The sequence below is a fragment of the Kitasatospora sp. NPDC048365 genome, assembly GCF_043200835.1.
GTDB lineage: Bacteria > Actinomycetota > Actinomycetes > Streptomycetales > Streptomycetaceae > Kitasatospora > Kitasatospora terrestris.
This window is the reverse complement of sequence record NZ_JBICYJ010000020.1, coordinates 120,184-144,249: the sequence shown is the minus strand read 5'-3', so window position 1 is coordinate 144,249 and position 24,066 is coordinate 120,184. Positions and strand designations below refer to the sequence as shown.

Annotated in this window: 19 protein-coding genes and 2 pseudogenes; 8 read left to right on the top strand and 13 right to left on the bottom strand. The window is 73.6% G+C overall.

Features of this window, described 5'->3' with window-relative positions:
* Entirely contained in the window at positions 1 to 654 is a 654-nt protein-coding gene (locus tag ACGFX4_RS21680; RefSeq protein ID WP_345699302.1) for a response regulator transcription factor, read from the bottom strand.
* A 347-nt stretch (positions 655 to 1,001) separates the two neighbouring features.
* On the opposite strand from ACGFX4_RS21680, the gene ACGFX4_RS21675 reads away from it, so the two are divergent.
* On the top strand, positions 1,002 to 1,181 hold the full coding sequence (locus ACGFX4_RS21675; RefSeq protein ID WP_393076777.1) for a hypothetical protein: 180 nt from the start codon (positions 1,002 to 1,004) through the stop codon (positions 1,179 to 1,181).
* Between the two features lie 79 nt (positions 1,182 to 1,260).
* On the opposite strand, the gene ACGFX4_RS21670 is transcribed toward ACGFX4_RS21675, so the two are convergent.
* Together ACGFX4_RS21670 and ACGFX4_RS21665 are read right to left on the bottom strand one after the other, a co-directional pair.
* On the bottom strand, positions 1,261 to 2,052 hold the full coding sequence (locus tag ACGFX4_RS21670) for an inositol monophosphatase family protein (protein ID WP_393076774.1): 792 nt from the start codon (positions 2,050 to 2,052) through the stop codon (positions 1,261 to 1,263).
* Positions 2,053 to 2,078: 26 nt separating this feature from the next.
* Positions 2,079 to 3,215 (bottom strand): ferrochelatase, encoded by a 1,137-nt coding sequence (locus ACGFX4_RS21665; RefSeq protein WP_393076771.1) that lies wholly within the window; start codon positions 3,213 to 3,215, stop codon positions 2,079 to 2,081.
* Between the two features lie 124 nt (positions 3,216 to 3,339).
* On the opposite strand from ACGFX4_RS21665, the gene ACGFX4_RS21660 reads away from it, so the two are divergent.
* Both ACGFX4_RS21660 and ACGFX4_RS21655 read left to right on the top strand, forming a co-directional pair.
* Positions 3,340 to 4,587: an MFS transporter gene (locus tag ACGFX4_RS21660; RefSeq protein ID WP_393076768.1), complete on the top strand. Its 1,248-nt coding sequence runs from the start codon at positions 3,340 to 3,342 to the stop codon at positions 4,585 to 4,587.
* Positions 4,588 to 4,682: 95 nt separating this feature from the next.
* A complete protein-coding gene (locus ACGFX4_RS21655) occupies positions 4,683 to 5,999 on the top strand; it encodes a D-arabinono-1,4-lactone oxidase (RefSeq protein WP_393076765.1) in 1,317 nt (438 codons plus the stop codon).
* A gap of 6 nt (positions 6,000 to 6,005) precedes the next feature.
* Here ACGFX4_RS21655 and ACGFX4_RS21650 read toward each other — a convergent pair whose 3' ends face one another.
* Positions 6,006 to 6,785, bottom strand: a complete 780-nt coding sequence (locus tag ACGFX4_RS21650) for a hypothetical protein (protein ID WP_393076762.1) — start codon at positions 6,783 to 6,785, stop codon at positions 6,006 to 6,008.
* Positions 6,786 to 7,250: 465 nt separating this feature from the next.
* On the opposite strand from ACGFX4_RS21650, the gene sepH reads away from it, so the two are divergent.
* Positions 7,251 to 8,330 carry a septation protein SepH gene (gene sepH, locus ACGFX4_RS21645; protein ID WP_393076760.1) on the top strand — a complete coding sequence of 360 codons (1,080 nt, stop codon included), beginning with the start codon at positions 7,251 to 7,253 and terminating at the stop codon, positions 8,328 to 8,330.
* A gap of 103 nt (positions 8,331 to 8,433) precedes the next feature.
* Here the strand turns inward: sepH and ACGFX4_RS21640 are convergent, their stop codons facing one another.
* Positions 8,434 to 9,255 (bottom strand): sulfurtransferase, encoded by an 822-nt coding sequence (locus ACGFX4_RS21640; RefSeq protein ID WP_393076757.1) that lies wholly within the window; start codon positions 9,253 to 9,255, stop codon positions 8,434 to 8,436.
* On the opposite strand from ACGFX4_RS21640, the pseudogene ACGFX4_RS21635 reads away from it, so the two are divergent.
* Both ACGFX4_RS21635 and ACGFX4_RS21630 read left to right on the top strand, forming a co-directional pair.
* Positions 9,170 to 9,685: pseudogene (locus ACGFX4_RS21635) on the top strand (VOC family protein); the annotation flags it as partial. The gene ACGFX4_RS21640 and the pseudogene ACGFX4_RS21635 sit on opposite strands and share 86 nt — an antisense overlap.
* Positions 9,686 to 9,941: 256 nt before the next feature.
* Positions 9,942 to 10,169, top strand: a pseudogene (locus ACGFX4_RS21630) (VOC family protein); the annotation flags it as partial.
* 4 nt (positions 10,170 to 10,173) lie between these two features.
* Here ACGFX4_RS21630 and ACGFX4_RS21625 read toward each other — a convergent pair.
* The 4 genes from ACGFX4_RS21625 to ACGFX4_RS21610 form a co-directional block, all read right to left on the bottom strand.
* On the bottom strand, positions 10,174 to 10,821 hold the full coding sequence (locus tag ACGFX4_RS21625) for a thymidine kinase (RefSeq protein ID WP_393076754.1): 648 nt from the start codon (positions 10,819 to 10,821) through the stop codon (positions 10,174 to 10,176).
* Between the two features lie 33 nt (positions 10,822 to 10,854).
* The gene (locus ACGFX4_RS21620) at positions 10,855 to 12,015 is read right to left on the bottom strand and encodes an alkaline phosphatase family protein (RefSeq protein WP_393076751.1); all 1,161 of its coding nucleotides are present in this window, start codon (positions 12,013 to 12,015) and stop codon (positions 10,855 to 10,857) included.
* Between the two features lie 9 nt (positions 12,016 to 12,024).
* A complete protein-coding gene (locus ACGFX4_RS21615) occupies positions 12,025 to 12,612 on the bottom strand; it encodes a DUF5998 family protein (protein WP_393076748.1) in 588 nt (195 codons plus the stop codon).
* Positions 12,613 to 12,697: 85 nt separating this feature from the next.
* Positions 12,698 to 15,517, bottom strand: coding sequence for a GNAT family N-acetyltransferase (locus ACGFX4_RS21610; protein ID WP_393076745.1), 2,820 nt, complete (start codon positions 15,515 to 15,517; stop codon positions 12,698 to 12,700).
* A gap of 229 nt (positions 15,518 to 15,746) precedes the next feature.
* Here ACGFX4_RS21610 and ACGFX4_RS21605 point away from each other — a divergent pair, with 229 nt between their 5' ends.
* A complete protein-coding gene (locus ACGFX4_RS21605) occupies positions 15,747 to 16,025 on the top strand; it encodes an HPr family phosphocarrier protein (RefSeq protein WP_393076742.1) in 279 nt (92 codons plus the stop codon).
* Positions 16,026 to 16,112: 87 nt separating this feature from the next.
* Here ACGFX4_RS21605 and ACGFX4_RS21600 read toward each other — a convergent pair whose 3' ends face one another.
* The 4 genes from ACGFX4_RS21600 to ACGFX4_RS21585 form a co-directional block, all read right to left on the bottom strand.
* On the bottom strand, positions 16,113 to 17,024 hold the full coding sequence (locus tag ACGFX4_RS21600; RefSeq protein ID WP_393076813.1) for a glutaminase: 912 nt from the start codon (positions 17,022 to 17,024) through the stop codon (positions 16,113 to 16,115).
* 84 nt (positions 17,025 to 17,108) lie between these two features.
* Positions 17,109 to 18,302, bottom strand: coding sequence for an RtcB family protein (locus ACGFX4_RS21595; RefSeq protein WP_393076739.1), 1,194 nt, complete (start codon positions 18,300 to 18,302; stop codon positions 17,109 to 17,111).
* A 293-nt stretch (positions 18,303 to 18,595) separates the two neighbouring features.
* Positions 18,596 to 19,987 (bottom strand): M16 family metallopeptidase, encoded by a 1,392-nt coding sequence (locus tag ACGFX4_RS21590; RefSeq protein WP_393076736.1) that lies wholly within the window; start codon positions 19,985 to 19,987, stop codon positions 18,596 to 18,598.
* Positions 19,984 to 21,306, bottom strand: a complete 1,323-nt coding sequence (locus ACGFX4_RS21585) for a M16 family metallopeptidase (protein WP_393076733.1) — start codon at positions 21,304 to 21,306, stop codon at positions 19,984 to 19,986. Before ACGFX4_RS21585 ends, ACGFX4_RS21590 begins: the two co-directional genes overlap by 4 nt.
* A 242-nt stretch (positions 21,307 to 21,548) precedes the next feature.
* On the opposite strand from ACGFX4_RS21585, the gene ACGFX4_RS21580 reads away from it, so the two are divergent.
* Positions 21,549 to 23,996 carry a DNA topoisomerase (ATP-hydrolyzing) subunit A gene (locus tag ACGFX4_RS21580; RefSeq protein WP_393076730.1) on the top strand — a complete coding sequence of 816 codons (2,448 nt, stop codon included), beginning with the start codon at positions 21,549 to 21,551 and terminating at the stop codon, positions 23,994 to 23,996.
* Positions 23,997 to 24,066: the final 70 nt, after the last annotated feature.

Below are 24,066 nucleotides of genomic sequence, written 5' to 3'. Positions count from 1 at the left end.
TCAGATCCGGTAGCCGGAGCCGGGCACGGTGATGATCACCGGCGGGTCCCCGAGCTTGCGGCGCAGGGTCATCACGGTGACCCGGACGACGTTGGTGAAGGGGTCGGTGTGCTCGTCCCAGGCCTTCTCCAGCAGCTGCTCGGCGGAGACCACGGCGCCGCCGGCCCGCATCAGGACCTCCAGGACGGCGAACTCCTTGGGTGCCAGCTGGACGGTGCGGCCGTCCCGGATCACCTCGCGGCGGCCCGGGTCCAGGCTGATGCCGGCCCGCTCCAGGACGGGCGGCAGCGGGACGGTGGCGCGGCGGCCGAGCGCCCGGACCCGGGCGACCAGCTCGCTGAAGGCGAAGGGCTTGGGCAGGTAGTCGTCGGCGCCGATCTCCAGGCCCTCGACCCGGTCGGAGATGTCACCGGAGGCGGTGAGCATGATCACGCGGGTGGCCAGGCCCTGCTCCACCACCCGGCGGCAGACGTCGTCGCCGTGCACCAGCGGCAGGTCGCGGTCGAGGACGACCACGTCGTAGTCGTTGACGGCGATCCGCTGCAGGGCCGCCTCTCCGTCGTAGACCACGTCGACGGCCATCGCCTCGCGGCGCAGACCGGTCGCGACGGCCTCGGCGAGCAGCTGCTCGTCCTCGACGACGAGAACCCGCACGGTGGTTGTCCCTTCTCCTGGTTCGGCCCCCGACACAGGGGTCCGACGGTGCCTCCATCCTGCCTGGTCCGCTGGTAAAGCAGCGGTAAGACCAGCGGGGACGGCCGAAGCGGAGGCGGGGAAGGCCGATTGGACTGTGACGCGGGCAACTTTCTTCCGTCAGCAGGTTTCCCCGGCCCGGGGGCGGGGAGGACAAGCTGCACACCAGTGATGCCGCCATTCGGCGGATCGCACACCCACCCGCCGTGTTGTCCCATCCGCACCGGCCCGGGGGAATCGCCAGATCTCCTTCCTCTTCGCCGGGGGACGCACGGGCCGCGCCCGTCCGACACAGTTAGGGGGCCCGTATGGACGCCTTCACCGACGGAATCCTGCAGCGGATAAAGAACGCCGAGCAGGATCTGCACCGTGCCCTGGAGTCCGGGGACGAGTTCCTGGCCGAGGTCGAGCAGTCCGAGCTGGAGGACCTGCAGCGCCTGGCCGCCGAGCACGGGGTCGACCCCGTCCAGATGCGCCACGCCGCCTGACCCTTCGCAGGCAGGCACCGAAACACCGAGCCCTGGCACGAACACTGTGCCAGGGCCCTTCGCTGTCCGGGGGCGGTTCTCAGGCGCCGAGCTCGGTCAGCCGCTCCCGCAGGCGCTCGAAGGTGCCGGCGGGCGCGGCGAGGGTCAGGCCGGTGTGCTCGCCCCGGGCGGGGCCCTCCGCGAGTAGTCCGGCCTCGCGGACCACCAGCAGGCCGGCCGCCCGGTCCCAGGGCGCCAGGCCGCGTTCGTAGTAGCCGTCCAGCCGGCCCGCGGCCAGGTCGCACAGGTCGAGGGCGGCCGAGCCGCCGCGCCGGATGTCCCGGGCCTCGGGCATCAGCTCGGCCAGCACCCGCGCCTGCCGGACCCGGGTCTCCTGGACGTAGGCGAAGCCGGTGCCCAGCAGCGCCCGGCCCCACTCGGGGGCGGGCCGGCCGGCGATCGGACGGCCGTCCAGGTAGGCCCCGCCGCCGCGCACCGCGTGGAACAGCTCGCCGCGCACCGGCGCGAACACCACGCCGACCACCGCCTCGCCGTCCACCTCGGCGGCCACGCTGACCGCCCAGTTGGGCAGCCCGTACAGGTAGTTGACCGTGCCGTCGAGCGGGTCGACGACCCAGCGGACGCCGCTGGTGCCGGGCCGGTCGGCGCCCTCCTCGCCGAGGTAGCCGTCGGCGGGGCGCCGGCCGGAGATCAGCTCCAGGACGAGCTTCTCGGAGGCCAGGTCCATCTCGGTGACCACGTCGACCGGGCTGCTCTTGGTCGCCGCGACGCCGAGGTCGGCGGGGCGGCCGTCGCGCAGCAGGGCGCCGGCCGCGGTGGCGGCCTCGGTGGCCAGGGCGAGCAGTTCGTCCAGCAGGTCGGGGCTGGGCACGGTGTTCCTCCGGGTGGTCGGCGCGGTCAGCGCTGGGCGGCGGCGGGGCGGGGGGCGCGCGGGTTGGGGCAGCAGGCGACGGCGCACACGTCGTGGCTCGGGCCGAGCGCGCCGAGCGCGCAGCGCGCGACGGGCTCGCCGCGCTCGCCGGCGGCGCGCTCCAGCACCAGCTCGCGCACCGCGGCGGTGAACCGCGGGTCGGTGCCGACGGTGGCGGCCCGGGCGGCGGGCAGGCCGAGCTCGGCGGCCTTGGCCAGCGCCTCGGTGTCGAGGTCGTACTTGACCTCCATGTGGTCCGAGACGAAGCCGATCGGGACCATCACCACGGCCGGGGCGCCGTCGGCGTGCTGCGCCTCCAGGTGGTCGCAGATGTCCGGCTCCAGCCACGGGATGTGCGGGGCGCCGCTGCGGGACTGGTAGACCAGCTCCCACGGGCGGCCGGCGACGCCGGTGGCCTCGGCGACGGCCTCGGCGATCAGCCGGGCGACGTCCAGGTGCTGGGCGACGTAGGCGCCGCCGGGCAGCTCGCGGGCCGGGTCCTCCGGGTCGCCGGAGGCGTCCGCCATCGCGGTCGGGATCGAGTGCGTGGTGAAGGCGATCCGGGCGCCGTCGCGCACGCCGGCCGGCAGCTCGGCGAGGGCCGCCAGGGTGGCGTCGACCATCGGCCGGACGAAGCCCGGGTGGTTGTAGAAGTGCCGCAGCTTGTCGACGGTCAGCTCGGGCGCGCCCTCGGCGGCCAGCTGCGCGAGCGCGTCGGCCAGGTTCTCCCGGTACTGGCGGCAGCCCGAGTAGCCGGCGTACGCGCTGGTGGCGAGCACCAGGATCCGGCGGTGGCCGTCGGCGGCGATCTCGCGCAGGGTGTCGACCAGGTAGGGCGCCCAGTTGCGGTTGCCCCAGTAGACCGGCAGGCCGAGGCCGTGCTCGGCGAAGTCCTTGCGCAGCGCGGCCAGCAGCTCGCGGTTCTGCGCGTTGATCGGGCTGACCCCGCCGAACAGGAAGTAGTGCTTGCCGACCTCGGTCAGCCGCTCCTTGGGGATGCCCCGGCCGCGGGTGACGTTCTCCAGGAACGGGACCACGTCCTCGGGGGCCTCCGGGCCGCCGAAGGAGAGCAGCAGCAGCGCGTCGTAGGGCGCGTGGTCGGTGAGGGTGCGCGAGTCGGACATGCCACCGATCCTGCCACCCGGGGACCGGCCGGCTGCGGCAGGCCGCCGGTGTGCGGTCGTGCCGTGATGATTCGTAAGCTGTCTACGCGAGTCGTGTGCCTTACCCCCATCCCGTGGAGCCAGCGTGCTGTCCAGCTACCGCCAGATCTTCGCCGCACCCGGCACGCTGGCCTTCTCCGCCAGCGGCCTGATAGCCCGGCTGCCGATCTCGATGACCGGCATCGGCATCGTGACCATGGTGGCCCAGACCCGCGGCTCCTTCGGCCTGGGCGGCGCGCTCTCCGCGGTGCTCGCGGTCTCCGCCGCCGTCCTCGGCCCCCGGGTCTCCTGGATGGTCGACCGGTACGGGCAGCGCCGGGTCGCGCTCCCCGCGATGGCGCTCACCATCGCCTCCGCGAGCGCCCTGCTGGCCAGCGCCCGGCTCGGTGCCCCGGACTGGACGCTGTTCCTCTTCGCCGTCGGCATGGGCGCCATGCCGAGCACCGGGTCGATGGTCCGGGCCCGCTGGGCGAACCTCTACAGCTCCCAGCCGCCCAGGCTGCACACCGCGTACTCCTTCGAGGCGGTGGTGGACGAGCTGTGCTTCATCGTCGGGCCGATCCTCGCCGTCTGGCTGGCCACCGCCTTCTTCCCCGAGGCCGGCCTGGCCCTGGCCGGGGTGTTCCTGCTGGTGGGCGTGGTGCTGTTCACCGCGCAGCGGTCCACCGAGCCGCCGGTCCACCCCTCCGCGCACCGCTCCGGCGAGTCGGCGATCCGCTCCGCCGGCCTCCAGGTGCTGGTCGCGACCTTCGTCGCGGTCGGCGCGATCTTCGGCTCGGTCGAGGTGGTCACCGTGGCCTTCGCCAAGGCCCAGGGCGACACCGCCTCCTCCGGCCCCGTCCTCGCGGTGTACGCGGCCGGCTCCTGCCTCGCCGGGGCGGTCTTCGGCACGCTGCGGCTCACCGGATCGATGGCGGTGCGGTTCCTGGTCGGCGTCACCGCGATGGCCGCCTCCATGGTGCCGCTGGTGATCGCCGCCCGGATGCACGGCACCGGCGGCCTGGTCGCCGTCGGCGCCGCTCTGTTCATCGCCGGGCTCGCCATCTCCCCGACCCTGATCACCGCGATGGCGCTGGTCGAACGACTCGTCCCGGCCGCGAAGCTCACCGAGGGCATGACCTGGACCACCACCGGCCTCGCCCTGGGCGTCGCCCTCGGCTCCTCGGCCGGCGGCTGGGTGGTCGACGCCGCGGGTGCCCGCGCCGGGTACTGGGTGGCCCTGGGGGCGGCCCTCTTCGGCGCCCTGGTCGCCTACGCCGGGCTCCCGCGCCTGCGCGGCGGGCTGGACCGCGCCGAGGAGAAGGCCGAGGAGCTCACCGAAGCCCTCGGGTGATCACCCGTGGACCTGCAGCGGAACTGTGACTACGCTCCCTCTACCCACCGGTAGTTCGTGTCGTGGCTCACCTGACCGCAGCAGGAGGCACCCCCATGCCGCACCGCCCCACCACCGACGGCTGGCGCAACTGGGCCGGCAACCAGAGCGCCCGGCCCGGCCAGGTGCTCTCGCCGGCCGGCGCCGCGGAACTCGGCGAGGTGATCCGCGCGGCCGCGGAGGCGGGCCGGACGGTGAAGGCGGTCGGCTCCGGGCACTCGTTCACCGCCATCGCCTCCGCCGGGGACGGCGTGCTGATCCGCCCCGACCGGCTCACCGCCGTCCGCGAGATCGACCGCGAGGCGGGCACCGTCACCGTCGAGTCCGGGCTGCCGCTGCACCGGCTCAACCGCCTGCTCGCGGCCGCCGGCCTGTCGCTGACCAACATGGGCGACATCGAGGTGCAGACCGTCGCCGGCGCCACCTCCACCGGCACCCACGGCACCGGCCGGGACTCCGGCTCGCTCGCCGCGCAGATCCGCGCCCTGGAGATCGTCCTCGCCGACGGCACCGTGCAGCGGTGCTCCCCCGACGAGAACCCCGAGCTCTTCCGGGGCGCCCGGCTCGGCCTCGGCGCACTCGGCGTGATCAGCGCCCTCACCCTCGCCGTCGAACCCGCCTTCCTGCTCACCGCGCACGAGCAGCCGATGGCCTTCGACGACGTGCTCGCCGCCTTCGACGACCTCGTCGCCGTCAACGAGCACTTCGAGTTCTACTGGTTCCCGCACACCGACCGCTGCTCCACCAAGCGCAACAACCGCAGCCAGGGCCCGGCCGCGCCGCTGCCCCGGTTCAAGGAGTGGCTGGAGGACGAGTTCCTCTCCAACACCGTCTGGGAGGGCGCCTGCCGGATCGGCCGCCGCTTCCCGGCCGCCGTCCCGACCATCGCCCAGGTCGCCAGCCGCGCCTGGTCCGAGCGCAGCTACACCGACCTCGCGTACAAGGTCTTCACCAGCCCGCGCACCGTCCGCTTCGTCGAGATGGAGTACGCGGTGCCGCGCGAGGCGGCCACCACCGTGCTGCGCGAGCTCAAGGCGCTGGTCGAGCGCTCGAACTGGCGGATCAGCTTCCCCGTCGAGGTCCGGGTCGCCCCCGCGGACGACCTGTGGCTGTCCACCGCGAGCGGCCGCGACACCGCCTACATCGCCGTCCACCTGTACCGCGGCACCGCCGAGCAGGGCTACTTCACCGAGGTGGAGAAGCTGATGACCGCCCATCAGGGCCGCCCGCACTGGGGCAAGCTGCACACCCGCGACGCCGAGTACCTCGCCTCGGTCTACCCGCGCTTCGGCGACTTCACCGCCCTGCGCGACGAGGTCGACCCGCAGCGGGTCTTCGGCAACGACTACCTGCGCCGGGTGCTCGGCGCCTGACCGGCCTCAGCCCCGCGGGGACGGCGTGCCGGCCGGGGTGGCGGCGGCGTCGTTCGAGCCGGGGACGGCGCTCCCGGCGGTCCCGGCCGCCGCGGACGGCTCACCGCTCGGCGCCGGGCTGCCCGCCCCGCCGGACGCCGAACCGCTCGGCGAGGCCGCGGGCGAGGACGAGGGCGTCGGGGACGTCCCGGCGCTCGGCGAGGAACTCGGGCCGCCCGACGGCGCGGTGGAGGGCGGTGCGGACGGCTGCTGCGCCGGATCCGCGGAGGGCCCGTCCTTCGGCGCCTCCTGCGGCGTCGACGACCGCCGGCCGGGGTTGAACGACGTCCCGCTGCCGTCCTGACCGGTGGTGATGTCGTGCATCGGCTTGCCCGCCGCCGCCTCCACCGCCACGATCGGCACCATCGCCAGGACGAACACCAGCGCGGACACCACCGAGTAGGTCTTCCAGGTCCAGCGACGCCTGGCCCGCACCACCCGTGGCTCGTTCCATTCGGACGAGAGTTCGGTGACCGGCTTCGGGCCGGACCCGGCACCCGGCCGCGGATCGCGGTCGACCGCGCTGCGCAGCTGCTCCCCGGTGCGCCGGAAGACGTGCTGGAACACCGCGCTGCCGGTGGTCGCCCCGACGCTGACCACCGCCGCGCCGAGGATCGTCCCGTACACACCGAGCTCGGAGGCGAGCACCGCGCCGGCCACCGCGGCCAGCGCACTCGCCACGACCTGAGTGACGCTCAGGTCGATCCGCCGCCGCCTGTCCTCCCCCGAGGTGTCCGGTTCCTTCACGGCCCCTCGCGCGCTCTGCTGCGGCATCCCTGTCCCTCGGTCGGCTCGGCTGGTTTGCGAACAAGTCTCTCCATCTTGCACAAAGAAGGACACAAGGGGCGAAAATCTGGTTCTCTGCGGTCGATATATGTGAAGATGATCACCGTCCACTGATCGGAGGTCGGCCATTGGGGTGCGCGCTCTTGAGATTCCGGTGATTCGCGGGAGACTTGAGCGGCGAGCCGCCCCTCCGGATGCCACGAATGGAGTACTGTTCGTGGAGTCTGAGCCTTCGGCCACCTCTGTCGACCGCCCGTCGGACGGCGGCCCGGAAGCACGGGCGCGACGTCGACCTGCGACGTGGCAAACAGGCAACCGTGCCACAGCGGCGCGCCCGGGCGAAAGCCCGACACGCCGGGTAACTCTGCAAGGTTGTGGCCAGTCGCGGGCGGGCAGGCCACACTCAGTACGGGAGCAGCGACGCAGGTGACGTCGGCAGGCACCACCCGGGAGGTAACCGTGCCCGAACTGCGGGTTGTGGCCGTCAGCAACGACGGCACACGGCTGGTGCTCAAGGCTGCCGACTCCACGGAGTACACCCTCCCCATCGACGAGCGGCTGCGCGCCGCCATCCGGGGCGACCGGCCGCGGCTCGGCCAGATCGAGATCGAGGTGGAGAGCCACCTCCGCCCCCGGGACATCCAGGCGCGGATACGAGCAGGCGCCTCGGCCGAAGAGGTCGCGCAGGCCGCTGGCATCTCGGTCGAGCGGGTGCGCCGCTTCGAGGGCCCGGTGCTGGCCGAGCGCGCCTTCATGGCGGAGCGGGCGCGGAAGACCGCGATCCGCCGGCACGGCGAGTCCACCGGCCCGCAGCTCGGTGAGGCGGTCGCGGAGCGGCTCGCGCTGCGCGGCGCCGAGAAGGACACCGAGCGTTGGGACTCCTGGCGTCGCGACGACGGCACCTGGGAGGTCATCCTGGCCTACCGCGCCGACGGCGAGGGCCGCAGCGCGAGCTGGTCGTACGACCCGCCCCGCCGGCTGGTCCAGCCGAACGACGACGAGGCGCGCGCGCTGATCGGCGAGAACGTGGAACGCGAGGAGGACTCCGTCTTCCCGTTCATCCCGCGGATCGCCAGGCTGCCCCAGGACCGCCCGGCCCGCCCGATGATCGAGCGGCCCTCGGCCGACCGGATCATGCAGACCCGGGAGGTGCGCGAGGCCCGCGAGGCGGTCGCCGCCTCCGGCGAGCGGGATTCGCTGACCAGCCTGCTCGACGTGGTGCCCGCGTACCGCGGCGAGCTGACCCCGGTCGGCCCGACGCTGGAGCCCGCCGCCGTGGAGGAGCCGGAGGAGGTCGAGGAGACCGCCGCCCCGGCCGCCAGCGTCGGTGCGGGGTCCGCGTACGCCGACATCCTGATGCCGCGTTCGGTGGCGCCGCACCGCGAGCGGCTGGTCGGCACCACCGACCGGCAGGCCGAGGCGGACGGCGTCCGCCCGGGCCGCCGGGCGACGGTGCCCAGCTGGGACGAGATCGTCTTCGGCAGCCGCCGCAAGAAGCCCGAATAGGCAGCCGCGCGACAACAGGGGCGCGAGGAACTGCGCGACCGGCCCACCGCGAAGGTGAGTGCATGGTCGGCCGTGCAGTTCCTCGCGCCCCTGGCGTGTCGGCTCACCTGCCGAGCGCGCACCATTCGCTCCACGAGCCCGGGTAGAGGGCCGCACCCGAGTGGCCGGCGATCTCCAGCGCGAGCAGCTCGTGCGAGGCGGTGACGCCGGAGCCGCAGTAGACGCCGACCCGGGTGCCCGGCGCGACGCCGAGCGCGGCGAAGCGGGCGGCGAGCTCGGCCGCGGGCCGGAACCGGCCGTCGGCGGTCAGGTTCTCCGTGGTGGGGGCGGAGACCGCGCCGGGGATGTGGCCGGCCCTGGGGTCGATCGGCTCGACCTCGCCGCGGTAGCGCTCGCCCGCGCGGGCGTCGAGCAGCAGCCCGGTGCGGGCGAGCTCGGCGGCGCCGTCGGCGTCGACCTCGGGCAGCCGGCCGGGCACCACCTTGAAGTCGCCGTCGCCGTCGGCGGGGACCCGGGTGTCGAGCGGGCGGCCGGCGTCGCGCCAGGCCGCGAGTCCGCCGTCCAGGACCCGGACGTCGCCGTGCCCGGCCCAGCGCAGCAGCCACCAGGCGCGGGCGGCGGAGGTGGCCGGCCCGGCGTCGTAGACCACCACCGGCCGGTCGGCGGTGACGCCCGCGCGGCGCAGGGCGGCGCCCAGCACCTCCGGGTCGGGCAGCGGGTGGCGGCCGGCGGCGCCGGGCGGGGCGGCGAGCTCCCGGTCGAGGTCGAGGTAGTGGGCGCCGGGGAGGTGTCCGGCGGCGTACTCCTCGGCGCCGGGCGGGCCGCCCAGCTGCCAGCGGATGTCCAGCAGGACCGGCGGGCGGTCGCTGTCGAGTGCGGCGGCGAGGTCGGCGGCCGAGATGATCGGCGAACTGGCGGAGGTCATGCAGCCATTGTGTCCACCCGGGTCCGCTCTTTGTACGGTCTTTGCCCGGCTCGCCGGTGCGTGGGGGCACGACACGCCGGGACGGGTGGAAGCATGCGGCTGGGACGGTCGGTCCCGCGGCGGCGGAGGTGGCGCCATGACGGCGGTGAAGGTGCGGCTGGCCCAGGGCATGCCCTGCTGGGTGAGCCTGACGACCGGCGACCTGGAGGGCGCGAAGGCGTTCTACGGGGCGCTGCTCGGCTGGGAGTTCACGCCCGGCCCGACGACGCTCGGCGCGTACGTGCGGGCCGTCTCGAACGGGCTGAAGGTCGCCGGGATCGGGGTCGCCCCGGAGGGGACGCGTCACCCGGTGGAGTGGACGACGTACTTCGCGGTGGACGACGCGGACGAGGTGTCGCAGCGGATCCGGGAGTGCGGCGGCACCGTCGCGGTGGGCCCGCTGCAGGCGGAGCGGGCCGGGCGGCTGGCCCTGGCGGCGGACCTGTCGGGCGCGGTGTTCGGCCTCTGGCAGGGCGAGGAGCACCTGGGCTGGGAGGTGGTCGGGGAGCCCGGCGCCCCGGCCTGGCACGAGCTGGTGACGGCGGACGAGGCCGCGGCGGCGCTGTTCTACCGGGCGGTGCTGGGGCGCGCGGTGGTGGAGTCGGAGCGGGAGGCGGTGGCCCGGGGCGAGGACGACGCCCGGCTGCTGGTCGGCGGCCGGCCGGTGGCCGGGATCCGGCACAGCTCCGACCCGCGGGCAGGGACCGGCCCGCTGGCAGGTCCACTTCGCCGTGGCCGACGCCGACCTGACGGCCCATCGGGCCGGTGCGCTGGGCGGCCGGGCCCTGGTCGGCCCGTACGACACCCCGGACGGCCGGGTGGCCCGGCTGGCCGATCCGCAGGGCGGCCGTTTCTCGGTGGTGCAGCTGCCGTGAGCGCTCAGCCCTCGAAGGGCAGCACGTCCGGGGAGAGCACCGCGACCCGGGCGGTGGCGGCGGTGAGGCGGCGGCGGTGGTGGCGGCGGCAGAGCACCTCGTAGCCGATCTCGTCCTCGTTGACGGCGACGTCGCCGACCACGACCTGGGCGCCCTCGACCACCATCACCCCGCCCACCGTGCGGGCGTTGTGGGTGGCCCGGGCGCCGCACCAGCACAGCGCCTCGACCTGCAGCACCTCGACCCGGTCGGCGAGCTCGATCAGCCGCTGCGAACCGGGGAACAGCCTGGTGCGGAAGTCGGTGGTGATGCCGAAGGTGTAGACGTCGATGGAGAGCTCGTCGACGACCCGGGCCAGCTGGTCGATCTGCCCCGCGGAGAAGAACTGGGCCTCGTCGCAGATCAGGTAGTCCACCCGGCCGCCGGCCGACAGCAGGTGCACCACGTACGCCTGGAAGTCGAAGTCGTCGCCGGCCTCCACGGCGTCCGCCCGCAGGCCGAGCCGGCTGGAGATGGTGGCCGCCCCGGCCCGGTCGTGGCGGGTGAAGATGATGCCCTTGCGGCCGCGCGCGGCGTGGTTGTGGTCCATCTGCAGGGCGAGCGTCGACTTGCCGCAGTCCATCGTGCCCGAGAAGAACACCAGTTCAGCCATGGGTAGCGCAGGAGCCTTTCAGGGGAAGGGGGTTCAGGCGCGGACTTCGAGCAGCGGGACGAGCTGCTCGATCGGGGTCATCGAGCCGTGCAGGCCTACCATCGAGGACTCCCCCGGCTCGCTCCGGGAGGCGATCACCGCGATGTCGTCCCGGGCCGCGGCGACCACGTCGCCGATCCGGTGGTACACCCGCTCGTCGACCACCGGGCCGAACCACCCGGCGGCTATCGCCTGGTCCCGGGTGGCCACCCACATCCGGTCGCCGAGCACCTCGCTCCAGACCGTGTGCACGTCCGCCTCCGCACCGGGCACCGCGTACACGTGCCGGGCCCGGCCCTCGCCGCCGAGCAGGGCGACGCCGGCGGACAGCTCCCAGTCCTCGTCGAAGTCGATCCGGTCCTCCGGCGCGATGTCGATCATGCCGTGGTCGGCGGTGACGTACAGCGCCGACCGCGGCGGCAGCTGCTCGGCGAGCCGCCGGGCCAGCCGGTCCACGGTGGACAGCATCAGCCGCCACTCGTCGGAGTCCACGCCGAAGCGGTGCCCGGCGCCGTCCAGCTCGCTGACGTACGTGTACACCAGCGCCCGGTCGTGGTCGGCCAGCCAGCGGGCCGCCAGGTCCATCCGCTCCTCGCCGGTGGTCCGGCCGAGGAAGGTCCCGCCGGACAGCGCGACCTGGGTCAGCGGCGTGGTGGAGAACAGCGGCGAGGAGACCTGCGCCGTCGCCACGCCCGCCGCGTGCACCTGCTCGAACACCGTCGGGTACGGCTGCCAGCTGCGCGGGTCCACCGGCGGCTGCCAGCGCAGCTGGTTCATCAGGTGGCCGGCGCCCGGCACCGCCACCGTGTACCCGGCCAGGCCGTGCAGGCCCGGGGTCAGACCGGTGCCCACCGAGGCCAGCGAGGTCGCGGTGGTCGACGGGAACCCGGCGGTGATCGGCGCCGAGGCGGCCATCAGCGAGGTCAGGAACGGCGCCCAGTCCGGGTGCCGGCGCAGCAGCTCCCAGCCCATCCCGTCGACCAGGAAGACGCAGACCCGGTCGGCCGGTTCCAGCAGCAGCCCGCTGGAGAACCCGTCCACGCCCAGGCCCGCCGCCACCGCGGGCAGCAGGTCCGCGAGCGAGGCGCAGCCGTACTGCGGGGCCGGCGCGTCCGAGGGGTCGAGGATCTCGAAGGAGTCGTAGCCGAGGTGCATGCGGGCGGCTCAGACCCGGCTGGTCATGGTCGCCTCGGACAGCGCCCGGGCGAACACCAGCGCCTGCGACACCGTCTCCGGGCCGTCGCCGGCCTCGCTCACCCGCAGCGACAGGTCGTCCGCCGTCGCCGAACCGGTGTAGCCGTGGTCCGCCTCGCAGTTGGGGTCCGAGCAGCCGGCCGGCTCCAGGTCCAGGCGCTGCACCGCGCCCCACCCGATGGTCAGCACCACCTCGCGCGGCAGCGTGCCCGGGGTGTACGTCTCCGGGTTGGCCACCATCCGGCTCACCACCACCGAGTTGATCCGGTCCAGGCGCACCGACTCGGTCGAGGTCGTCGCGTACGGCACCGGGGTCGCCGCGTCGCCGTTCTGCTCGTCGGTGTGGCTCACCACGAAGCGGGACGGGGTCAGCACCAGCACGGTGACGTGCCGGCGCACCTCGTTGGCGTCGAAGGTGGTCTCCTGGTGCACCAGGTAGGAGGTGATCGGCTCGGCGCCCACCGCGGACTCAACCGCCTCGGACACCAGCGCCGGGTAGTAGCCGCTGCGCTCGATCGCGGACCGCAGGTCCTGCGTGGTGGTACCGGTCTTCGCCATAACTCCATCCTGGCATGTCCCGCCGACGTAGCGGGTCGCACTGCGCCGGGCGTTACCGGCGTTCCCGGAGGGGAACCACGCAAGGTTACAGGGTGCTCATGGCGCGCGGCCCCAGATCGGTACGGACCGGCAGCGGGGCGATCCGCACCCGCGCACCCAGGACGGCCAGCCCCCGCGGGGCCACCACCACCGGCTCCAGGTCCACCGAGGCGACCTCCGGCAGGTCGTCGACCAGCCGCGACACCCGCAGCAGCAGCTCCTCCAGCGCCCCCGTGTCCACCGGCGCCGCACCCCGCCAGCCGAACAGTAGCGGCGCCGCCCGCACCTCGCGGATCAGCTCCGCCACGTCCCGATCGGTGGCCGGCACCAGACGGTGGGCCACGTCACCCAGCAGCTCCGCCGGAGCGCCCGCCAGCCCGAACGACAGGATGGTGCCCACCGCCGGGTCCACCGCCGCGCCGATCACCGTGTCCACCCCGCGCGGCGCCAGCCGCTGCACCACCAGCCGGGCCTTGTCCGCCCCGCCCAGCAGCGCGTCCAGCTCCCGGAACGCCCGGCGCAGCCCCGGCTCGCCGGTCAGGTCCAGCCGCACGCTGCCCAGGTCCGGGCGGTGCCGCAGGTGCTCGGCCGTCGCCTTCAGCGCCACCGGGTAGCCCAACGTCGCCGCCGCCCGCAGCGCGCTGTCCTCGTCCGGCGCGGACAGCACCGGACTCACCCGAATGCCGTAACGGGCGAGCAGCGACACCGCCTCCGCGTCCGGCAGCGTCACCCGCGCACCGCCCGCCTGCAGCCGGGCCGCCACCGCCTCCCGGGTGGTGAGCGCGGCCTCCACCAGCACCCGGGCGCCGGTCTCGTCCACCCCCTCCAGTTCCGGGACCCGCGCGGTCTCCTCCGCCTCCGCCGAGCGGCGCCGCCACTGCGCGTACCCGACCGCGTCGGCCAGCGCGTGCACCGCCCGCTCCGGCGCCGGATAGGCCGGCACCCGACCCGCCTTCAACCGCCCGGTCAGCCCGGACAGCGCCAGCTGCGTCACCAGCAGCGGCTTGCCCAGGTCACGGCCCAGCCCCGCCGCGTCCAGCAGCGCCAGGGCGATCTCCGGATCGTCCTCCAGCGGCTCCTGGCCCGCCTCCTCGCCCCGCTCCGGCCGGCCCTGCGACGCCGGGTCCGGTGCCGCGCCCTGCACGCCGATCGGCGGGATCGCCACCGCGATCACCGCGTCCACCGCCGGATCGCGCAGCGCCGTGTGCAGCGCCACCCGGAAGTTCTCCCCGGTCGCGCCGGTGGTCAGGTCCACCGGACTGCGCGGCCGCAGGCCCGCCGACAGGCAGGCGTCGTACGTCAGCAGCCCGAGCGAGTCCGAATTGCCCACCACCGCCACCCGGTCCCCGGCCGGCAGCGGCTGGGTCGCCAGCAGCTCACCGGTGTCGAACAGCTCCGTGATGGTGTCCACCCGCACCACCCCGGCCTGCTGGAACAGCGCGTCCACCGTCGCGTCCCGCAACCGGCTCGCGGCCGGCTGCACCGCGTGCCCCGGCGGGAGGCTCCCGGTGTGCCGCGCCCCCTTCAGCACCACCACCGGCTTCGCCGCCGCCAGCCGCCGCGCGATCCGGGTGAACTTCCGCGGATTGCCGAACGACTCCAGGTACAGCAGCACCACCTCGGTCGCCGCGTCCTCCTCCCAGTACTGCAGCATGTCGTTGCCCGACACGTCCGCCCGGTTGCCCACCGAGGCGAACGACGACACCCCGAGACCCCGACGGTGCGCCGCCTCCAGCAGCGCCACCCCGATCGCCCCCGACTGGCAGAACACCCCGAACGGCCCGCGCTCCGGCAGCACCGGCGCCAGCGAGGCGTTCAACGGCCGCTCCGGATCCGTGTTGATCAGGCCGAAGGCGTTCGGGCCGATCACCCGCATCCCCGCCGCCCGCGCCTGCCGCACCAGCGTCCGCTGCCGGTCCCGCCCCTCCGGGCCGGTCTCCGCGAACCCCGCCGACACCACCACCAGGCCCTGCACCCCGTGCGCCCCGCACTGCGCCACCGCCGCCGGCACCGCCGACTGCGGCACCGCCACCACCGCCAGGTCCACCGGCCCCGGGATGTCCAGCACCGAACGGTACGTCGCCACCCCGTCCAGCAGCGTGCCCGGCTCGGCGTTGCGGTTCACCGCGTACACCGGGCCGCGGAACGCCGCCGCCAGGTCCCGCAGCAGCGCCCGGCCCACCGACTGCGCGCTGCGCGACACCCCCAGCACCGCCACCGAGCGCGGCGTCAGCAGCCGCTGCACCGACCGCGCCTCGGCCCGGTGCTCGCGCGCCCGCATCACCGCCAGCGAGGCCGCCGTCGGCTCCAGGTCGAACTCCAGGTGCACCACACCGTCCGCGAAGCTGCGCCGCTGGGTGTAGCCGGCGTCGGTGAAGACCTTCACCATCTTCCGGTTCTCCGGCAGCACCTCCGCGATGAACCGGCGGATCCCGCGCTCCTGCGCCACCGCGGCGATGTGCTCCAGCAGGGCGGACGCCACCCCGCGGCCCTGGTGCGCGTCCTGCACCAGGAACGCCACCTCGGCGTCGGTCCCGGTGGACGAGGGCCGGCCGTCCGCGTCGATCCGGTCGTAGCGGACCGTCGCGATGAACCGGTCGCGGACCACCACCGCCAGGCCGACCCGGTTGATGTAGTCGTGGTGCGTGAAGCGCCGCACGTCCTTGTCGGACAGCCGCGGGTAGGGCGCGAAGAAGCGGAAGTACTTGGACTGGTCCGAGACCTGCTCGTAGAACTCCACCAGCCGCTCCGCGTCGGCCTCGGTGATCGGCCGGATCCGGGCCGTGCCGCCGTCGCGCAGCAGGACGTCCGCCTCCCAGTGCTGCGGGTAGCTCTGCTCGTCGGTCGCGGGGGCGGTGTCATCCACGGTCGTCAGGTTAACCGTCGGCGAGCCGGATGGCGCCCGACGTGCACGGGCGCCATGGTGGGAGCCGGGCCGGACCCGGCGGGAACCGGTCCGGACCTGGGCGGACGTTGGTCACCGATCGGTCCCGATTGCCGCCGCGCTGCGTCCTGAGCGGCGCGACCGCGTGAATGGCGTGCAACACTGGTCTAGACAACCTGCACCACCCTGCACCACCTGAAAGGCACGTCACATGGCAGAGCGCCGCGTCACCATCGGTTGGGCCGAGGGCCTGCACGCCCGTCCCGCCTCCATCTTCGTCCGCGCCGTGACCTCCACGGGCGTGCCCATCACCATCGCCAAGGAAGGCGGCCACCCGGTCAACGCCGGCTCCATGCTCGGCCTGCTCGGCCTCGGCGCCCAGGGCGGCGACACCGTCGTCCTCGCCTCCGACGCCGACAACGCCGACGCCGCCCTCGACCGCGTCGCCAAGCTCGTCCAGGAAGGCCTCGACGAGCTCCCCGCCGCCTGAGGCACCGCCTGCCCGAAGGGGTGCGCCGCACTGCGCGGCGCACCCCTTCCGCACACCCGGCCGCCGCACACCCGGCCGCCGCGCGCCTCAGAACACCGACCAGCCCGTCGCCGTCGTCAGCGCGTCCAGCGCCGCCACCCCCAGCACCGAATTGCCCGCCGCGTCCAACCCCGGACCCCACACGCACACCGACCCCCGCCCCGGCAGCACCGCCAGCACCCCGCCGCCGACCCCGCTCTTCCCCGGCAGCCCCACCCGGTACGCGAAGTCCCCCGCCGCGTCGTACGTCCCGCAGGTCAGCATCACCGCGTTGATCCGCTTCGCCTCGCTGCGCGACAGCAGCCGCGAACCGTCCGCCCGCACCCCGTGCCGCGCCAGGAACAACCCCGCCAGCGCCAGGTCCCGGCAGGACGCGGCGATCGCGCAGTGCGCGTAGTAGTGCGCCAGCACGCTGCCCACCGGATTGCGCAGGTTCCCGAAGCTCGCCATGAAGTGCGCCAGCGCCGCGTTCCGGTGGCCGTGCCGCGCCTCCGACGCCGCCACCGCGTCGTCCGTCCCCACCGCCGGGTTCCCCGACTCCGCCCGCAGGAACTCCCGCACCGCGCCCGCCGCGTCCCCCGTCAGCTCCAGCAGCCGGTCCGTGACCACCAGCGCCCCCGCGTTGATGAACGGATTGCGCGGGATCCCCTGCTCCGACTCCAACTGCACCAGCGAGTTGAACGGGTTCCCCGACGGCTCCCGCCCCACCCCGCCCCACAGCCCGTCCCCGCCCTCCGCCAGCGCGAGCGCCAGGCTGAACAGCTTCGACACCGACTGGATCGAGAACGGCACCTCCCACTCGCCCACCCCGAACACCGCGCCGTCCACCGTCGCCAACGCCATCCCGAACGCCGACGGATCCGCCGCCGCCAGCGCCGGAATGTAATCCGCCGGCCGCCCCCGCACCTCCCCCGCCAACGCCGTCGCCATCACGTCCCGCAGCAGCCGCCCGTACTCCACGTCCTGATCCACGCGGGCCATTGAATCGGACGACGGAGGGCCGGGGCACGCACCAGGCGCACCCCGGCCCTCCGGGTCGTGCGGTCAGCCCTTCACGCAGACGACCTGCTTGAGGTGGGCGACCACCTCGACCAGGTCGCGCTGCTGGTCGATGACCTTCTCGATGTTCTTGTACGCGCCCGGGATCTCGTCGACCACACCGGAGTCCTTGCGGCACTCCACGCCGGCCGTCTGCGCCACCAGGTCCTGGGTGGTGAACCGCTTCTTCGCCGCGGTGCGGCTCATCTTGCGGCCCGCACCGTGCGAGGCGGAGTTGAACGCGTCCTTGTTGCCGAGGCCGCGCACGATGTACGAACCGGTGCCCATCGAGCCCGGGATGATCCCGTAGTCGCCGGAGCCGGCCCGGATCGCGCCCTTGCGGGTGACCAGCAGGTCGACGCCGTCGTACCGCTCCTCCGCCACGTAGTTGTGGTGGCAGGAGATCATCGGCTCGAAGGTCGGCTTCGCCTTCGGGAGCTCGCGCCGCACCACGTCCTGGAAGAGCGCCATCATCATCGCCCGGTTGTGCTTCGCGTACTCCTGCGCCCAGAACAGGTCCTGCCGGTAGGCGGCCATCTGCGGGGTGTCCGCGATGAAGACCGCCAGGTCGCGGTCGACCAGGCCCTGGTTGTGCGGGAGCGAACGGGCGACGCCCATGTGGTGCTCGGCCAGCTCCTTGCCGATGTTGCGCGAACCGGAGTGCAGCATCAGCCACACCGAGCCGGTCTCATCAACACACAGCTCGATAAAATGATTACCGGATCCGAGAGTTGCCATCTGCTGCGCAGCCCGCTCCCGGCGCCACTTCACCTCCGGCGCGATGCCGTCGAAGCGGTCCCAGAAGTCGCTCCAGCCCGCCGTCCGGAAGCCGTGCAGGGTGCCCGGGTCGACCGGGTCGGTGTGGAGGCCGCGGCCGACCGGGATGGCCTGCTCGATCTTGGAGCGGAGGCGGGAGAGGTCGTCCGGGAGGTCCTTCGCGGTGAGGGACGTCTTGACGGCGGTCATTCCGCAGCCGATGTCGACGCCGACCGCCGCGGGGCAGACGGCGCCCTTCATGGCGATGACGGAGCCGACGGTGGCGCCCTTGCCCAGGTGGACGTCGGGCATCACGGCGAGGCCGTGCAGCCAGGGCAGCGAGCTGATGTTGCGCAGCTGCTGCATGGCCTGGCCCTCGACGGTGGCGGGGTCGGTCCACATCCGGATGGGGACCCGGATGCCGGGTACTTCGGTGTACGACATGGTGGTTCGACCTCCAACGGTCGCTAATGACATGGTGCCGCACACACCGGTCCCGGTGCGGCTCGGGGAAGACTGGGGGCAGCGCTCAGGCTGCGCGACGGAGGAGCGACAGTCTCGGGGAGCATCGGACATATGGCTCGACCCGCATGGTGACCGCCTCCTCTCGTGGTGTGTGGCCCGGCGCGTTGCGGGGCCGGGGACATTCACCCACGGGCGGCGGAGGACCGGCAAGGGATTAAACGACGACGGGGCCCGACGGAGTATCAGCTCCGTCGGGCCCCGTCGGAGGTGCCTCAGTTGGCGATGACGGTGACGTCGCCGATGCCGAGGGCCTTGACGGGTTCGGCGATCACGGAGGCGTCGCCGACCAGCACGGTGACCAGGCGGTCGGGCGGGAAGGCGGCGACGACGGCGCGGGTGGCGGTCTCGGTGTCGAGTTCGGCGAGCTGCCGGTAGACCTCGGCCTGGTAGTCGTCGGGCAGGTACTGCTCGACCTGGTCGGCGAGGGTGGCGGCGACGGAGCCGGCGGTCTCGTACTTGAGCGGGGCGACGCCGACCAGGAACTGGACGGCCTCCTCGCGTTCGCCGTCGGTGAGGCCTTCGGCGGCGAGGGTGCGCAGGATGGTCCAGGTGTCGGCGAGGGCCGGGGCGGTGTTTCCGGTGTCCACGGAACCGCTGATGGCGAGCAGCGCGCGGCCGCTGCCGTCGGCGGCGGAGCGCAGCGGCTGGGCGAAGGCCCGGACGCCGTAGGTGTAGCCCTTCTCCTCGCGCAGGACGCGGTCGAGGCGGGAGGTGAGGGTGCCGCCGAGGCAGTAGGTGCCGAGGATCTGGGCGGCCCAGGCGGGGTCGTGGCGGTCGGGGCCGATCCGGCCGATGAGGAGCTGGGTCTGGACGGAGCCGGGCCGGTCGACGATGACGACGCGCGGGGTGTCGTCGCCGGTGACGGGGGCGTGGGTGCTGGCTTCGGCGGGGGCGGCGGTCCAGGTGCCGAGGGTGGCTTCGAGCTGGGCGGTGAGGTCGATGCCGGTGAGGTCGCCGACGACGACGGCGGTGGTGGTGCCGGGGCGCAGGTGGGCCTGGTAGAAGGCGTGGACGGCGGCCCGGTCGATGGCCTTGACGGTGTCGGTGGAGCCGCTGCGGGGCCGGGAGAGCCGGTCGTCCTCGGCGAACAGGGTGGCGTAGAAGGCCTTGGCGGCGCGCCGGGCGGGGTTGGCCTGCTCGTGGACGATCTCGTCGAGCCGGTTGGCGACGAGGCGTTCGATCTCGTCCTCGGGGAGGGCGGGGGCGCGCAGGGCGTCGCCGAGCAGGGTGAGGCCGCGTTCGAGGCGGGAGGCGGGGACTTCGAGGGAGACGCGGACGGCGGGGTGGTCGGCGTGGGCGTCGAGGGTGGCGCCGGCGCGCTCGAGTTCGCCGGCGAACTCCTCGGCGCTCAGGGTGTCGGTGCCTTCCGACAGGGCCCGGGCGAGGATGTTGGCGATGCCGTCGAGGCCGTCGGGTTCGGCGGCGAGCGGGGCGTCGAGGACGAGGTCGACGGCGACCAGCTGCTGGCCGGGGCGGTGGCAGTGCAGGACGGTGAGGCCGTTGGAGAGGGTGGTCCGCTCGGGGGCCGGGAACGCCCAGGGGGTGGGGGTGCCGGGCTGGGGCTGCGGGTGGAAGGTCATGGTGGGGGTGTAGTCGCCGGTCATGCGGCCGCCTCCTCCTCGTTCGCGTCGGTGGTGGTCGGTTCGTAGACCAGGACGGCCCGGTTGTCGGGGCGCAGCCGTGCGGCGGCGACGGCCTGGACTTCCTCGGCGGTGACGTCGAGGACCTTGGTGAGTGCGGTGTCGAGCAGCTTGGGGTCGCCGAACAGGACGGCGAAGCGGCAGAGTTCGTCGGCGCGGCCGGCGACGGTGGTGAGCCGGTCGAGCCATTCGCGTTCGATCTGGGCCTGGGCGCGCTCGAGTTCTTCGGCGGTGGGGCCTTCGGCGGCGAAGCGGGCGAGTTCCTCGTCGACGGCGGTCTGGATCTGCTCGATGGTGGCGCCGGCGGAGGCCTTGACGTCGAGCCAGCCGAGGCTGGGGGCGCCGGCGAGGCGGAGCAGGCCGAATCCGGCGGCGACGGCGGTGCGGTCGCGGCGGACGAGGCGGTTGTAGAGGCGGCTGGATTCGCCGCTGCCGAGGATGGTGAGGGCGAGGTCGGCGGCGTCGGCCTGCCGGTTGCCGTCGTGGGGGAGGCGGTAGGCGGCCATCAGGGCGCGGCTGGGGACGTCCTCTTCGACGAGTTCGCGGATCTCCTGGCCGATGACGTCGGGGAGGGTGCCGTCGCGCGGGGGCTGCTTGCCGTCGTGGGCGGGGATGGTGCCGAAGTACTTCTCGACCCAGGCGATGGTCTGCTCGGGGTCGAGGTCGCCGACGATGGCGAGGACCGCGTTGTTGGGCGCGTAGTAGGTGCGGAAGAAGTTCCGCGCGTCTTCCAGGGTGGCCGCGTCGAGGTCGGCCATGGAGCCGATCGGCGTGTGGTGGTAGGGGTGCGGCTCGGGGAAGGAGAGCGCGGTGAGCTTCTCGAACGCGGTGCCGTAGGGGACGTTGTCGTAGCGCTGGCGGCGCTCGTTCTTGACGACGTCGCGCTGGTTCTCCATGGAGTCGTCGTCGAGCGCGGCGAGCAGGGAGCCCATGCGGTCGGCTTCGAGCCAGAGGGCGAGTTCGAGCTGGTGGGCGGGCATGGTCTCGAAGTAGTTGGTGCGTTCGAAGCTGGTGGTGCCGTTGAGGGAGCCGCCGGCGCCCTGGACCAGTTCGAAGTGGCCGTTGTTGGAGACGTTGGCGGAGCCCTGGAACATCAGGTGCTCGAAGAGGTGGGCGAGACCGGTGCGGCCCTTCACCTCGTGCCGGGAGCCGACGTCGTACCAGAGGCAGACGGCGGTGACCGGGGTGAGGTGGTCCTCGGAGAGCACGACGCGCAGGCCGTTGGCGAGGCGGTGCTCGGTGATGGCGAGGCCTCGGGTGGAGGCGGGGGCCGGGTTGGCCATGCGGGGTCCTTCCCGTCTTCGTCGGTAAGTCGGTACGTCGGTACGTCGGCAAGTCGGTGAGTCCGGGGGGCTGATGTCGTTCCCCATTGTGGTGCAACGCGTGACGGCCCGGGTCGTGTCCCGCGCTGCGGGGGCGTTCGCCAGGGGCTGAAGCGGGTGCCCTGCGAAGTGCTGTCGGCGGGAGGGTCCACAATGGGGGCGATCGTCGTCGACGTCCGCAGATGCAAGGGAGCCCCGCCGCGATGGCCCGCCGCAGTTCGCCCACTCCGCCGCCCGGTGACTTCGAGGAGCGGATCCTCGATGTCGATGTCGTGGACGAGATGCAGGGCTCGTTCCTCGAGTACGCGTACTCGGTGATCTATTCGCGCGCCCTGCCGGACGCGCGGGACGGTCTGAAGCCGGTGCACCGGCGGATCCTGTACCAGGCCAATGAGATGGGTCTGCGGCCGGAGCGCGGGCACGTGAAGTGCGCGCGGCTGGTCGGCGAGGTGATGGGCCGGCTGCACCCGCACGGTGACGCGTCGATCTACGACGCGGTGGTGCGCATGGCGCAGCCGTTCTCGATGCGGCTGCCGCTGATCGACGGGCACGGGAACTTCGGTTCGCTGGGCAACGACGATCCGCCGGCGGCGATGCGGTACACCGAGTCGCGGTTGACGGCGGCGTCGATGTCGCTGGTGGAGTCGATCCACGAGGACACGGTGGACTTCGGTCCGAACTACGACGGCAGTGAGCAGGAGCCGCAGGTCCTGCCGTCGGCGTTCCCGAACCTGCTGGTGAACGGCGCGACGGGCATCGCGGTCGGCATGGCGACGAACATGCCGCCGCACAACCTGTCCGAGGTGGTGGCGGCGGCCCGGCACCTGATCAAGCACCCGGCTGCGGACCTGGACACGCTGATGCGGTTCGTGCCGGGTCCGGACCTGCCGACGGGTGGCCGGATCGTCGGCCTGTCGGGGATCCGGGACGCGTACGAGTCGGGCCGCGGCACTTTCAAGATCCGGGCGACGACGTCGGTCGAGGACGTGACGGCGCGCCGCAAGGGCATCGTGGTCACGGAGCTGCCGTACACGGTGGGTCCGGAGAAGGTGATCGCGAAGATCAAGGACCTGGTCAACGCCAAGAAGCTGCAGGGCATCGCGGACGTCAAGGACCTGACGGACCGTGAGCACGGTCTGCGGCTGGTGATCGAGGTCAAGAACGGCTTCGTGCCGGAGGCGCTGCTGGAGCAGCTGTACAAGTTGACGCCGATGGAGGAGACCTTCGGCATCAACAACGTGGCGCTGGTGGACGGGCAGCCGTTGACGCTGGGGCTGAAGGAGCTGCTGGAGGTCTACGTCGACCACCGGTTCACGGTGGTGAAGCGGCGTTCGGACTTCCGCCGCCGCAAGCGGCAGGACCGGCTGCACCTGGTCGAGGGCCTGCTGGTGGCCCTGGTCGACATCGACGAGGTGATCGCGATCATCCGGTCGAGTGACGACGCGGGGCAGGCGAAGGAGCGGCTGATGGCCCGCTTCTCGCTGTCGGAGACGCAGACCGCGTACATCCTGGACACGCCGCTGCGCCGGCTGACCCGGTTCGACCGGGTGGAGCTGGAGGCGGAGCAGGCGAAGCTGCTGTCGGAGATCGCGGAGCTGACCGAGATCCTGGATTCGGACACCAAGCTGCGCAGCGTGGTGTCGTCGGAGCTGGGCCAGGTGGCGAAGCAGTTCGGCACGGAGCGGCGGACGGTGCTGCTGGAGGCGGGTGCGGCGCCGAGTGCGGCGCTGGCGGTGCCGCTGGAGGTGGCGGACGACCCGTGCCGGGTGCTGCTGTCCTCGACGGGTCTGCTGGCGCGGTCGGCGGACCTGGATCCGCTGGAGGGCGCGGGCGGCCGGGCGAAGCACGACGTGGTGGCGTCGGTGGTGGCGGCGTCCGCGCGGGCGGACGTGGGCGTGGTGACCACGGCGGGCCGGGTGCTGCGGCTGGCGGTGATCGATCTGCCGTCGCTGCCGCCGGGGACGTCGGCGCTGGCGGGCGGTGCGGCGGTGGGCGAGTTCCTGCGGCTGGACGACGGCGAGCGGGCGCTGGCGCTGACCACGCTGGACGAGTCCTCGCCGGGTCTGGCGCTGGGCACCGTGCAGGGCGTGGTGAAGCGGGTGGTGCCGGAGTGGCCGGCGAACAAGGACGAGTTCGAGGTGATCGCGCTCAAGGACGGTGACGAGGTCGTCGGCGCGGTCGAGCTGCGCTCGGGCGAGGAGGACCTGGTCTTCATCGCCTCCGACGCCCAGTTGCTGCGTTACCCGGCGTCGCAGGTCCGGCCGCAGGGCCGGCCGGCGGGCGGCATGGCGGGCATCAAGCTGGCGGACGGGCAGCGGGTGCTGTCGTTCACGGCGGTGGATCCGGCGGCGGACGCGGTGGTCGTGTCGGTGGCGGGTGCGTCGGGCACGCTGACGGGTGGCGAGCAGACCAGCTGGAAGGTGACGCCGTTCGAGCAGTACCCGCGCAAGGGCCGGGCGACGGGCGGTGTCCGCTGCCAGCGCTTCCTGCGCGGGGAGGACGGCCTGGTGTTCGCCTGGGCGGGTGCGGTGCCGGCGCTGGCGGCGACGGCGGCGGGTGCGCCGGTGGTGCTGCCGGAGCGCGATCCGCGCCGTGACGGTTCGGGTACGCCGGTGAAGGCGCCGATCGCCGCGATCGGGCAGCGGGTCTAGCCGACGGGCGGACCGGACAGGGAGCGTCCCCGCGTGGGGGCGCTCCCTGTCGGGTTTCTGCGGGTTCCTG